The 12,845-nt window shown below is 32.2% G+C and carries 12 protein-coding genes and 3 tRNA genes; all 15 read right to left on the bottom strand.

The genetic code is table 11. The features are described 5' to 3' along the window. Positions 1 to 25 precede the first annotated feature (25 nt). A complete protein-coding gene (gene spoIIE, locus ACYQ39_RS08700) occupies positions 26 to 2,407 on the bottom strand; it encodes a stage II sporulation protein E (RefSeq protein WP_459842178.1) in 2,382 nt (793 codons plus the stop codon). A 168-nt stretch (positions 2,408 to 2,575) separates the two neighbouring features. After that, a tRNA-Met gene (locus ACYQ39_RS08695) sits at positions 2,576 to 2,652 on the bottom strand. 4 nt (positions 2,653 to 2,656) lie between these two features. After that, positions 2,657 to 2,732 (bottom strand) — tRNA-Met (locus ACYQ39_RS08690). Between the two features lie 86 nt (positions 2,733 to 2,818). Beyond that, positions 2,819 to 2,908 (bottom strand) — tRNA-Leu (locus tag ACYQ39_RS08685). A 149-nt stretch (positions 2,909 to 3,057) separates the two neighbouring features. Then, positions 3,058 to 3,936, bottom strand: coding sequence for a Ppx/GppA phosphatase family protein (locus tag ACYQ39_RS08680; RefSeq protein WP_459842176.1), 879 nt, complete (start codon positions 3,934 to 3,936; stop codon positions 3,058 to 3,060). Positions 3,937 to 3,938: 2 nt separating this feature from the next. Further along, on the bottom strand, positions 3,939 to 4,502 hold the full coding sequence (locus ACYQ39_RS08675) for a DUF501 domain-containing protein (protein ID WP_459842174.1): 564 nt from the start codon (positions 4,500 to 4,502) through the stop codon (positions 3,939 to 3,941). Positions 4,503 to 5,002: 500 nt separating this feature from the next. Further along, on the bottom strand, positions 5,003 to 5,377 hold the full coding sequence (locus ACYQ39_RS08670) for a S1 RNA-binding domain-containing protein (RefSeq protein WP_459842172.1): 375 nt from the start codon (positions 5,375 to 5,377) through the stop codon (positions 5,003 to 5,005). An 82-nt stretch (positions 5,378 to 5,459) separates the two neighbouring features. Then, the gene (locus tag ACYQ39_RS08665; RefSeq protein WP_459842170.1) at positions 5,460 to 7,613 is read right to left on the bottom strand and encodes a helix-hairpin-helix domain-containing protein; all 2,154 of its coding nucleotides are present in this window, start codon (positions 7,611 to 7,613) and stop codon (positions 5,460 to 5,462) included. Positions 7,614 to 7,624: 11 nt separating this feature from the next. Continuing rightward, positions 7,625 to 7,924, bottom strand: coding sequence for an FtsB family cell division protein (locus ACYQ39_RS08660; RefSeq protein WP_459842168.1), 300 nt, complete (start codon positions 7,922 to 7,924; stop codon positions 7,625 to 7,627). After that, on the bottom strand, positions 7,925 to 8,338 hold the full coding sequence (gene yabQ / locus ACYQ39_RS08655; RefSeq protein ID WP_459842166.1) for a spore cortex biosynthesis protein YabQ: 414 nt from the start codon (positions 8,336 to 8,338) through the stop codon (positions 7,925 to 7,927). Between the two features lie 17 nt (positions 8,339 to 8,355). Further along, on the bottom strand, positions 8,356 to 8,616 hold the full coding sequence (yabP, locus tag ACYQ39_RS08650) for a sporulation protein YabP (protein ID WP_459842164.1): 261 nt from the start codon (positions 8,614 to 8,616) through the stop codon (positions 8,356 to 8,358). A 185-nt stretch (positions 8,617 to 8,801) separates the two neighbouring features. After that, a complete protein-coding gene (locus tag ACYQ39_RS08645; protein WP_459842162.1) occupies positions 8,802 to 9,926 on the bottom strand; it encodes an ABC transporter ATP-binding protein in 1,125 nt (374 codons plus the stop codon). A 22-nt stretch (positions 9,927 to 9,948) separates the two neighbouring features. Beyond that, complete coding sequence (locus ACYQ39_RS08640) at positions 9,949 to 10,941, bottom strand: LacI family DNA-binding transcriptional regulator (protein WP_459842160.1); 993 nt, start codon at positions 10,939 to 10,941, stop codon at positions 9,949 to 9,951. A gap of 222 nt (positions 10,942 to 11,163) precedes the next feature. Continuing rightward, positions 11,164 to 12,165 (bottom strand): LacI family DNA-binding transcriptional regulator, encoded by a 1,002-nt coding sequence (locus ACYQ39_RS08635; protein ID WP_459842158.1) that lies wholly within the window; start codon positions 12,163 to 12,165, stop codon positions 11,164 to 11,166. 123 nt (positions 12,166 to 12,288) lie between these two features. Next, on the bottom strand, positions 12,289 to 12,837 hold the full coding sequence (locus ACYQ39_RS08630) for a sugar O-acetyltransferase (RefSeq protein ID WP_459842157.1): 549 nt from the start codon (positions 12,835 to 12,837) through the stop codon (positions 12,289 to 12,291). Positions 12,838 to 12,845: the final 8 nt, after the last annotated feature.

Below are 12,845 nucleotides of genomic sequence, written 5' to 3'. Positions count from 1 at the left end.
TATTAAATCATTGATTTATTATATCTTAACATCTATCTACCCTAATTACAAGCACTGTCATATCATCCTCAATTTTCTGATTCTCTTTAGCTTTATCTAATATATATTGGGCCAAGGTCTGAGGGGCATCAATTAAATTATTCCTTAAAATTTGTAGTACCCATTCTTCTTTAATAGCTAAATTTTTCTTACTATCTAATACACCATCACTCATCATAATAATTAAGTCTTTATCTTGTAGTTTCAAAGTATTAGACTCTAAATCAACCTGATTGACAATACCTATAGGTAGAGTAGTAGATTTAACCATGCTTATTTCTGCTCCTCGCTTAATAAAACTAGAAGCTGAGCCAAACTTAATAAATTCAGCTTTACCATCCATTTGATCTATCTGTAATAAATCTATAGTAGTAAAATTATCTTCTTTAGAACGTAAACCTAAAATAGAATTAACACTTTTTAAAGCCAACTTATAATCTAAACCTGCCTGGAGCATCTTTTCTAGAAGTCTTACCGCACTTTTGCTTTCTTGACAAGCCTCTGCCCCAACTCCCATACCGTCACTTAAAATAGACATAAACTTTCCTTCTTTTTGCTTAAAGAAAGTAAAATTATCTCCAGAAATACCAGTAGCTTGACTAGCTGTAGCCACACCAGTCTGTAATTGATATTCAACTGCTGGAGTCAAACGACAGATACAATTAGATTTATTTAACTGAGCACCACATTCACTCCAAGTTAGATCAAATTTACACTCCATCTTACTATTAAGTAACGGAATCATATTTTTAGCACATTCATGATTGCCATTACAACTCTTCTTTCTAATAGTTAATTCTAACTCTTCATTATTATAATTAGTAGCTAATACTTTTTTTACTTTAAATCCATTCTTCTTTAATATAGAATGAACTCTCTTTTCTATTTCATCTTCTGGTTTAACACTGATAGTTAATTCTTCTGCTAAATTATCAACTACCTGAGACATACCAGACAACTGATTTAATAATATCTTTTCATTCTTATATAGTTTATTCTCCCAATAATGATTTAACTCATACATTTTAACAAACTGATTAATTGCAGTAGCTAATTTTACCTTATGATAACATTTAATAGGCATCACTTCATCTAAATCATCAATTAATACTTCCCCTCTATTTTCTGCAATAGTCAGTAGTTCAAAGATTCCTTGATAAGTAGAATAAAAAGACTGTTGCCAACATGAATCACATAGCTCACATTTAACACAGACTTTATCTGTAATTAAGTCAAGAAAAGTACCTACATCATTAACATCATTCTCCTTCTCTGGTAACACTTCAGAAAAAGCAGTCGATAGTTCATTAAAGATCTCAGAAAATTGGCGAACTCGTCGTGTAATAAAAGACTGTAATTTCTTATCTTCTAATTTTTCTCCTCGTTCCTGTTCTTGACTTAATTTATTTGCAGCAGAAATCATTCTACGTGGAGTGGCAATTAAAATTATGGCTGCAATTACTGATTCTTGTATTAGAGGTGCTACATAGTCTGGAATAGTTATAAAAGTAGCATATAATAAATTACTAAGAACAAAACCTAAACCAACTCCTAACTTATCTTGCTTTTGAAAGTTACCAGCAATTAATCCTGCTAGAGCATAATTACCAGCTAATGCAACAGAGTCTAAGTGCGTAATATTGTATATAAATCCTGTTATTACTCCTAAAATAGTTGCAGCAGTTGGCCCTATTGCTAAAGCAAACAACATAATTAAATAAGTCATTAAGACTCGAAGTAAATTCAATCCTCCTACTCTCTCTCCTACTAAAGAGAATATACCTAGACCAATAATAGATGTTATAGCTAAAAGAAGTTTAACTTTGTTGCTTTTCTTATCTAAATATATTAAAATATCTGGCAGTGATTTTAAAAGCAATAGAGTAGTCAATAGAATAAGGAAGACTTCTGCTCCTAAAGAAATGTAGCTCGCAGGTGCAGAATTGAAATAAAAATATGGAATTTGACAGAGTAAAAAACTTAAACTGGTAGATAAAGAATATACTAATTCATCAAGTTGAATCAATTTTTTCTGGAAACTAAACAGTAACAAACTAGCAATAATATATTTTAGGGCCAACATGTCCAGTTCGATAAAATAACCCAAACTAACTCCTACCAAAATAGCTACTAATCTTAAAGGATTAACAAAAAACTTATCTCTTTTATACAAAAAAACAGCAAAATAACTTAAACCAAAAGGCATCAAACCATTCAAAATAGTAACTTTCCCTAATACAAGTCCTAATAAAGATAAGATTAAAGCAACTAACGGAAATTTTTGTTGTAGCTTGTCCAATAAATTCTTTTCCTCATCTTGGTCGATATCTTCTTGCCGTTGATAAATAGGAAAATCAATACTTCTCAAAACTATATCCCCCTTTATTAACTTACATATTATGTAACTATTAACTATATTATACATGGTTTCAAGGAGATATTTTGTCGAGAATTAACAATCGCCCTTCCTAATTTTACGACAATTTACAAAAAACAAAAAGGATGTCCCTATATAGGGACATCCTTTTTGTATGTATGGTAGCGGCGGAGGGGATCGAACCCCCGACTCTGCGGGTATGAACCGCATGCTCTAGCCAGCTGAGCTACGCCGCCTCAATGGTTGCGGGGACTGGATTCGAACCAGTGACCTCCGGGTTATGAGCCCGACGAGCTACCAACTGCTCTACCCCGCGTCAATTTTTATTACTTTTTTATATCAAGCATTTATTATTATAAGTTATTTATTCTTATTTGTCAAGAAATAATTAAGAATAAATAATGGTGCCGGGGGTGGGATTCGAACCCACACGGGCACAAAGGGCCCATCGGATTTTAAGTCCGATGCGTCTGCCAGTTCCGCCACCCCGGCAATTTAAATTTTTTGTCGCTTTTCTCTCATGCGACATCTAGTATTATATTATCTATTCCCCAAATAGTCAAGAATTATAAAGTTGATTAAAACCTATTAGATAAAATTAAATATATATTCCTCTTTAATACTCTCATTATCTAACCCATTTATAATTTATTATGGACTATTCCTTCCAAAATTCCTGCATCACTGACAGTAATATTATCTATCTTAGTCTGTTCCATTATTACTAACAGAATAATTATTCCTGCTAAAATAATGTCAGCTCTATCGGCATCAAGCCCGATAACTTCTTCTCTATCAGATAAAGATAAACTTGCTAGTCGATCTAAAATTTCTTCTACTCTATTATAAGATAAAGTTGAAGCATGAACTACTTCTCGCTGATAATCCTCTAAAGAATTATCTATAGCTGACAAAGTAGTAATTGTACCTCCTACTCCTACTAATTCTGTAGTAGAGTAACTACTTAAAACTGGTTCTAATTTAGTTTTCACATCTTGTTTCATTTCTTTTAAGTCATCACCAAAGCTTTCAGTCAATCTAATTGCGCCTAAGTTAATACTTTTGTATTCAGTTAAATTCTCTTGTTGGCCCCAAATAAATTCAGTACTACCACCACCGATATCTATAACTAAAGTATCTCTAGCCAACTCACTTAACTCTGAAATAACTCCTAAATAAGATAATCTAGCCTCTTCTTCTCCAGAAATTGGAGTTACTTTCCAACCTACTTCCTTCTTAACTCTAGTTACAAATTCTTCTCTATTATTAGCATCTCTAACTGCACTAGTAGCTATTATAGAGGGTTGAGCGTTAAATCTCTTAACTACCTTCTTATAACCCTGTAACACTTTAATAGTACGCTTGATTGCATCTTCTTTCAAAAAACCATTTTGATGAATATTCTCTCCCAATCTAGGTACTTTTAATTCTTGATTCAACCTCTTTAAACCATCTTCATCAATCTCAGCAACTAGCAATCTAACAGAATTAGTTCCTAAATCAACTGCTCCAATTGACACTTTTATTCCTCCTTCTCACACTTGATAAGACAATCTTCTGTATCTAAAGGTTCAAAGTTGTCCTTTAATAAGTTATTAGTTAATCTACCAATTGGATTATTCTCTGTAGCTAAATAATGAGCATAATGAGTATGTAAACATTTAATCCCAGCAAATTCTAGAATACCACCTACACCAGATTCTTTCAAGACTCGATAACGGTTAGGATATTTATCAGCTATATCTACCTGTTTTTGCTCTGGCATTAAATTCAACCTATATTCTGCATAACTTTGATGTGCTTCTTCTAATTCTTGGGCCAACTCTTCCTTATCATTAAGTTGATCCTGGATCTTTTGTATCCAACCTTCATCTTCTAACTTACTGATCCGATAGTTTAATTCAGGACAAGTCAGCCAGAAAGTCGTAGGAAAAATTCCTATATCATTCTCCTGTTCTAAGATAGGAGCTGTAACTATCACCTGAGGATGATTAGCTGAACACCGTTTGCTAACCTTAACTACATTTCTTGGTTCACGTCCTAATTGCTCTTTTAATACTTGCATATCTTCTTGAGTACAAGTCATTATTCTTCCTCCTTTTATTTCTTATTTTTTATTATGTACTTATTTCATTCAATAGATAATTACTTTGAAAAGTGAAGTAATATGGAGATATTTCATCAGTTTACAGTTTACAGTGTACAGTCAAGGTCAAAACCAATAAAAATCTAAGAAACATCTTTACTAAAAATAATTTTGTTATTTTTAACAGATTTTAAGATTTAAACAAGAAAAACAATGCGACCTTTTACTTAAGGTAGTAGTTAATATATGAATCAAAAGTGTTGAATATAATCTAGTAGTCTTTTGATGGTAAGAAACATAACTTGTTTTTCTGAAAAATTTTTGATTACTTTTGTTTAAAACAAAAGTAATTCGGAAGGAAGACCGATAGGCCGTTCCGAAATAGTCTTTGAACTTAAACTTTTACTGAAACTTTTTATTAAAAAGTGAAATGATATCTCAATAAATATAAATAAGCACCCTATGAAACAAGGGTGCTTAAACCAAAATTTAGTTATATTTTAAGAACGGCCGCCACCTTTATTCTCTAAATTATTCTTTAGATCCTGCTGCCGTTGATTACTCTCCTGCATAAAGTCATCAATCATATCATCAAGAGACTTCTTAGGAGCAGTCTTCTTAAATTTCTCTTTCTTCTTCTCATCACTTAACTGCCTAATAGATAACCCAATCTTACCATCTTCATCAATAGAAATAACTTTTACTTTTACTCGTTCTCCATCATCTAAAAAGTTACTAATTTCTTTAACATAAGTATCAGCAACTTCGGAAATATGAACTAATCCAGTATCTCCATTTCCTAAATCAACAAATGCACCAAAATTAGTGATTCCTGTTACTTTTCCTTCAACTACACTTCCAACCTCGATTGACATACCTAAAAAATTCCTCCTCATAATTTTAAATTAAAAGCAATTTGTTACATTATACTATATCCTTAATATAGTGTCAACTAAATTAGAAATCCATAGTTAAAGATATTCGACTTTGTTTAGAATCTATATCCAATATCTTTACTTTTACTGGTTGACCTACTGTTACTACTTCTAAAGGATTATCAATATAATTAGAACTAAGTTCTGAGATATGTACTAACCCATCTTCTTTAACTCCTATATCAACAAAAGCTCCAAAATCAACTACATTTCTTATCTTACCTTGCAATATCATACCTACCTCTAAATCATCTATTTTTAAAATGTTTTGCTTAAAGATAGGTATTGGAATACTGTCTCTTGGATCTCGGTCAGGCTTTAACACAGCCCTTTTTATATCTTCTAAAGTAGGTAAACCAACTTCTAAATTGGTAACAAACTGTGTTAAATCTATCTCTTCAATCTGTTGTTGTAACTCTACTCTCATCTCATCAACAAGTAAATCCTTAATTGTAAAACCAACTTCAGATAATAATTTCTTAGTTGTCTGATATGATTCAGGGTGAATAGCAGTTTGATCCAAAGGATTAGCTCCATCTTTAATTCTTAAAAAGCCTGCTGCTTGCTTAAATCTACTCGGGCCAACTCCATAGACATCTGTTAGCTCTTCTCGACTACTAAATTTGCCTTGCTCTCTTCTATACTCAACAATATTTTCTGCTACTGATGAATTAATACCAGCTACATACTCTAATAAAGCACTAGAAGCAGTATTCAAATCCACTCCTACATAATTAACCACTGACTCTACAACTTCTTCTAAAGCCTCTTCTAAATTAATTTGATTTAAATCATGCTGATATAAACCTACTCCTAGATGTTTAGGAGCAATCTTAACTAATTCAGCAAGTGGATCTTGTAGACGTCGCCCTATAGAAATGGCCCCTCTTAAAGAAACATCTAAATTAGGAAACTCTTCTTGAGCTAATGAAGAAGCCGAGTAGACTGATGCTCCATCTTCATTTACTATTATATATCTTAAATCTGGAGTTGATTCGGAAATTATCTCCGCTATTAATTCTTCTGTTTCTCGACAAGCAGTTCCATTACCAATAGTAACTACATCCATTTTATATTCCTCAATTAGAGTGTTTAAGCTTTCTTTAGCATCTTCCCAATTCTTCTGAGGTGCATGAGGATAAATAACATCTGTAGTTAATAACTCTCCTAATTCATTTAACACAGCTACCTTACAACCTGTTCTAAAAGCTGGGTCAATAGCTAATATCCGTTTATCCAATAAAGGAGGTTGCATTAATAGATTCTTTAAGTTTTCAGTAAATACATTAATAGCGTGTTCTTCAGCCTTTTCTGTTAGCTGACTTCTCACTTCTCTAGCAATTGCTGGGGCCAACCGCTTGTAATAAGCATCTTGAATAGTTTCCTTTAATATTGGCTTAAAGATAGAATCTGTAGTAATAAATTCTTTCTCTAACTTATTGATAATCTCATCATCTGAGGCAATTACCTTTACTTTAAGGATCTCTTCGTCCTCACCTCGATTAATAGCTAAAGTCTGATATGGTGCTAATTTTTTAATCTTCTCAACAAAATCATAATAATTCTGATACTTAGTTACTTCATCCATCCTACTGTCTACAGTAAGTTGGCCTTTTTTAAAAGTAACTTCTCTAGCTAATTGTCTACTCTCTGGCTGATCTGTTACATATTGTATAATAATATCCTTAACTCCTTCTAAAACATCACCAGCATCTTCTAAACCTTTATCAGAGTCTATAAAATCAGCACATATCTGCTTTATTGAACCCTTTTTTATCTCCTGTTCTAAAAACAACTTAGCTAATGGCTCTAGCCCCTTCTCTTTTGCTCGAGCAGCTTTAGTCTTCTTCTTCTGTTTATAAGGACGATATAAATCTTTAACTTCTTGTAAACTAGTAGCAGCACTAATTTCTTTCTGTAACTTAGAAGTCAACTTTCCTTGTTTATCAATAGCATTAATTACTTTTTCTTTCTCTTGCTCAAGTTTTCTTAAATAATCTAATCTCTTAGATAATTTTCGTAGCATATCTTCTGCTAACTTACCAGTTGTTTCTTTACGATAACGAGCTATAAAAGGAATAGTATTTCCTTTATCTAATAACTCAACAGTACCTTTAACTTGTCCAATATTTAAATTGAATTCAGTAGCTAATTCTTCTGCTATATCTAGTACCACATTCTAACCTCCTATTTTTCTACTGTAATATACAAAACTTCCCCTTTTTTAACTAACCCTAGTTTTTGTCTAGCAATATTCTCTACAAAATCCTTAGAGTTAACCTGTTTGACTTTAGTTCTTAATTCTTTTTTTTCCTTTTTTAACTGTTTAATCTCAGACTTTAAAGCAACAATTTCCTGGTCCATTTTCTGTAGCTCACGATAACCATGATAAAAATTAATTATTACTAAAATAGGAACTACTAATAAAAATAAAAAAATTAACCCTCTGACTACTTTCTGTCCTTTAGATAGATTCTTATTCTCCATTTAATCACCATTCTTTCTTAATAATTGCTTTATCTTTAAAATAATAGCCTTAGTCTTACTATAGATAAAGATTATTAATCTTTTTAATTGACTACAGACCCAAAAAATACTATCAACTATTCTATTAAAAATACTGACTACTAAATCACTTACTAATAGATAATAAATTATTAATCCAAAAGAAACTCCCAGAAAAGCATAAATTCTAACTGACCCACCATTACTATATACTAAGCCCATAAAGATAACAATTGTAACTAGAACTGAGAATAAGATATCACAAAAGTCTACTACTAACCTTTGTAAGTTAAACTTACTTTTTACTACACGATAAAGATCAAAACCAATCCCAATTATCATACCTACTACTATCATATTTAAAAAGGTAAAAAATTGCAAACGTAATGATACCATTTCCTATCCTCCTAAAATCACTTAAATAAGCGCTGAAAGAAATTCTTTGCTTTAGATTCTTGATCATACTTTAACTCCTCAATATGACCATCTACAATTAGATCATTACTATCTAAATCTAAATGTTGAATATGCAATTCTTGACCTGTAATTAATAGACTACCTAAATTAGTCTCTAAATTAATTTCTTCTTCATCATAATTGATTACATCAGTTACCCCTGTCAACTCTAACTTCTGGCGATTCTGCAGATTTAATTCCTGTTGTTGATTCTCCATTATTATAATCCTCCTTTCTTAATTCAACTAGGTTATTAATTCGTATGTCAAAAATATGACATCTATTCATAAAGTGAAGTTTAATTGATATAGTGTGTCACTTTTAGTGACACAGCTATCAATAATAAAAAAAGAGAGGCACCAAATGGCACCTCTCCTGATAATAGTTGAGTTTTAAACTTGAATTAAATAATTGCCTCTTCTGTTTCAGAATCAAAGATATGCATCTTGTCAAGATCAAAGGAAACTTTCATCTTATCTCCAACTTGAACATTACTTTCAGCATCAACAATTGCTATTATTGTTTGACCACCGATATTTAAATAAACATTAATTTCAGAACCCATTGGCTCAACTACCTCTACTTTAGCCTCAACAATGTTACCTTCTAATTCTTCATCCATTAATTCAACATCCATAATATCCTCAGGTCGAATACCAAAGACAATTTCTTTACCAACGTAAGTCTGTAGAGCTTTCATAGCTTGAGACATATCTTCAGGAATAGTAACTTCAAAACCATTACCTGCAACTACTAAGTCATCTCCTTGCTCTTCAATCTGAGCATCTAAGAAATTCATTGCTGGACTACCAATAAAGCCTGCTACAAACATGTTATTTGGCTCATTATAAAGAGTAATTGGATCATCAATCTGCTGAACTACCCCATCTTTAAGAACAACAATTCTATCAGCTAAAGTCATTGCCTCTACTTGATCATGAGTTACATAAACAGTAGTCGTCTTTAATCTTTCATGTAACCGCTGTAGCTCAGCTCTCATCTGTACTCTTAACTTTGCATCTAAGTTAGATAACGGCTCATCCATTAAGAATACCTTAGGTTCCCGTACAATAGCTCGACCCATAGCTACACGTTGACGCTGACCACCAGATAATTCTTTAGGCTTTCTATCTAATAATGGTGTAATACTTAAGATATCAGCTGCTTCCTTAACTCGCTGATCAATCTCTGAATCATCCATCTTACGTAATCTTAAACCAAAAGCCATATTATCATATACATTCATATGTGGGTATAAGGCATAGTTCTGGAATACCATAGCTATATCTCGATCTTTAGGTGCTACATCATTAACTATATCATCACCAATATATAACTCACCATCAGTAATTTCTTCAAGTCCAGCCACCATTCTTAAAGTAGTAGATTTTCCACAACCAGAAGGGCCAACTAATACAACAAACTCCTTATCCTGAATATCTACATTAGCTTCTTTAACAGCCTTTACTGGACCATCATCTCCACCACGATAAACTTTAGTAATATCATTTAAAGTAACCTTTGCCATTTTTAATTCCTCCTCAATTATATTAAGTAGATTCTCTAATAATCAACTCACAGTCTAAAACTTCAATCTCTTTTCCTCGTTCCTCATCTGCAATAATAGAAAAAAGCTTACTTACAGCCTGCTTTCCTAGCTGATACATGGGCTGAGCTACAGTAGTTAACGGTGGATCAATAACAGAAGTTACAATAGTATCTTCAAATCCAACCACCGCTATATCTTGAGGAATCAAATAGCCGCCCATTTTAATTGCTTCTACTACTCCAGCAGCAATAAAATCGTTTGCAGCAAAAATGGCATCAGGAGGAGTAGATAAATCAACTAACTCTAAAAAACCTTGGTAGCCACTTTCTCTACTCCAATTTTTATACAGCACTAGATCAGAATCAAATTCTAAATTATAGTCTCTTAGCGCTTTCTTATAACCTTGTAATCTATTTTGAGCCTGCCAATTATTGCGTGGTCCATTTACTAAAGCAATTCTAGAATAATCTTTATCAAGCAGATAGACTGTAGCTTTGTATGCACCAGCAGTATTATCAATAATCACTGAAGGTAATGTTACCTCTTCTACTAACCTATTAGCTAAAACTACAGGATAATCAGTTAATCCTAACTTCAGAATCTGATTATTAACTAATCTTTCACCTAAAAATATAGCTCCTGCAATTTTATTGCTCTGCAACCATTCTATATAACTAAGTTCTTGGTCTTGATTCCCATCAGTATTGCAGACTACTACTTGGTATCCCTTTTCTAGGGCCAAATCCTGAATAGCTCGAGCTACTTCTGAATAGAAGAGACTTGAAATATCAGGTAGAATCAAACCAATCATCTTAGTCTCTTGCTTGGCTAAATTTCGGGCCAACTGATTAGGTCTATAATTATATTTCTGAGCTACCTTTAGTATCTTCTTTTTTGTTTCGTCACCTACACCAGGTTTATCATTAATTGCCCGCGAGACAGTTGATTCAGTTACCCCAACCATCTGGGCAATGTCTTTCATAGTAATGCTCATAATTACCTCCTTGAAATTGGCCCTTACTAATTTACTCAAGCGCTTGAGTAAATTAGTTATTAAAAAAAGACCTACTACTCCCTTACTACAAAATAACAGTGAGTAACAAGTCTTTATTATTGGCTTATTATCTTATTATGACTTATTTTAGTTATATTATTATTTTAAATAATTTATTTCACTTATATTGTAACACAGTTTGTTTTATTTTTCAATATTTTTCTAATCTTTTTTTCTTTTACAAGATCCTCTAATAATTAATTCTGGTTCTAATTCTCTAATTACCAACTCATCTTCTTGAGAACAGATTACCTTCACTAAAGTTTCTATTCCTAACTTTCCCATCTTGAACATAGGCTGACTAATAGTCGTTAATTCCAAATAACGGGCCAACTCAATATTATCATAACCTACTAAAGAAAAATCATCTGGGACAGATAATCCTACCTCTTCAATTGCTTCTAAAGCTCCAATTGCCTGATTATCAGAAGCTGCAAAGATAGCAGTTGGTCTATCTTCCTCTGGTAGAGCTAATATTTGATTCATCATTTCATAGCCTGAATCTATATCAAATTCACCTGTCTTCAATAATTCTTCATCAAACTCCAAATCTGCCTCTTCAAAAGCAAGCTGTACACCTTCTAATCTCTTATGACCATGTCTACTGTCCAGTGGACCATCTAAAAAAGCAATCTTACTGTGGTTTAACTTTAATAAATAATTAATTGCTTTCTTTACTCCAGCAACGTCATCAACAAAAATAGAATCTACATTATTCTGAAAGTCATCAATCATGACTAAAGGAAGGTTAACTTCTTTGAATCTAGTAACTTCCTCTTGAGTTAAATCAAGAGTAATTGCCACTATTCCATCGACTCTTCTTTCTTTTAGAACTTGGTTGATATGTTTTTCTTTCTCTCTTTTATCAACCTTAAATAATACTAGATCTAAATCAAACTCTTTTAAAGACTCTTGAACTCCTTTTAATACCTCTACAAAGAAATGCTGTGTAAATGTAGGCACCATAACCCCAATAGAATTTGTTCGCTGTAAAGCTAAACCTCTAGCCATTCCATTAGGATGATAATTTAAATCCTTAATTGCTTTTAATACCTTACTTCTAGTCTTATCACTAACCTTTTCACTCTCATTTAAGACTCGTGATACTGTTCCTATTCCTACTTCAGCAGCTTCAGCTACATCATAAATAGTTACTTTACTCATTTGAATTCCCTGCCTTACAATAATTTTTATTTCTTATTCGATTGTATTCTACTATAAAATTATTTTATCAAATTTAAATAATAATTTCATCTTATTTACCTATTATCTTAAAAAAGTAGAATATTATAGTTTCTTAATAACTTGAGCTGGATTTCCACCAACTACAACATCATCTGGAATATCCTTAGTTACTACACTTCCTGCTCCTATTACAACATTATCTCCTATCTTTACTCTAGGACAGATAATAGCACCTCCACCAACCCAGACATTATCTCCTATTTCAATTGGATATGCCATCTCTTTGCCTGAATTTCTTTCTTGAGCATCAAGAGGATGAGTAGCAGTATATACTTGGACATTTGGCCCAAACATTACATTATCTCCAATCTTAACTTTATTCACATCTAAAATAACACAATTATGATTAGCATAAAATTCTTCACCAATCTCTATATTATATCCATAATCACAATAGAAATCAGGTTCTACATAACAGGATTTTTCTGTCTGAAATAGCTCTTGTAATAAAGATACTCTTTTATCATAATTATCAGGTTCTAAATCATTAATCTTCTTACATAACTTTTTAGCTCTTTCTCTATCTTTAAATAATTCTTCGTCCATTGGATTATAAAGCTCTCCAGCCAACATTTTATCTTTTTCACTCATTTTACTTC

The sequence above is a fragment of the Halanaerocella petrolearia genome, assembly GCF_054657875.1.
The sequence above is the reverse complement of the archived record's forward strand: the minus strand, read 5'-3'. Positions and strand labels throughout refer to the sequence as shown.

Bases quoted from the DNA above. Each gene is read 5' to 3' on its own strand.
- ACYQ39_RS08675 (WP_459842174.1), bottom strand. From the start codon at position 4,502: ATGACTTGTACTCAAGAAGATATGCAAGTATTAAAAGAGCAATTAGGA.
- ACYQ39_RS08670 (WP_459842172.1), bottom strand. From the start codon at position 5,377: ATGTCAATCGAGGTTGGAAGTGTAGTTGAAGGAAAAGTAACAGGAATC.
- ACYQ39_RS08660 (WP_459842168.1), bottom strand. From the start codon at position 7,924: ATGGAGAATAAGAATCTATCTAAAGGACAGAAAGTAGTCAGAGGGTTA.
- yabQ (WP_459842166.1), bottom strand. From the start codon at position 8,338: ATGGTATCATTACGTTTGCAATTTTTTACCTTTTTAAATATGATAGTA.
- yabP (WP_459842164.1), bottom strand. From the start codon at position 8,616: ATGGAGAATCAACAACAGGAATTAAATCTGCAGAATCGCCAGAAGTTA.
- ACYQ39_RS08645 (WP_459842162.1), bottom strand. From the start codon at position 9,926: ATGGCAAAGGTTACTTTAAATGATATTACTAAAGTTTATCGTGGTGGA.
- ACYQ39_RS08640 (WP_459842160.1), bottom strand. From the start codon at position 10,941: ATGAGCATTACTATGAAAGACATTGCCCAGATGGTTGGGGTAACTGAA.
- ACYQ39_RS08635 (WP_459842158.1), bottom strand. From the start codon at position 12,165: ATGAGTAAAGTAACTATTTATGATGTAGCTGAAGCTGCTGAAGTAGGA.
- ACYQ39_RS08630 (WP_459842157.1), bottom strand. From the start codon at position 12,837: ATGAGTGAAAAAGATAAAATGTTGGCTGGAGAGCTTTATAATCCAATG.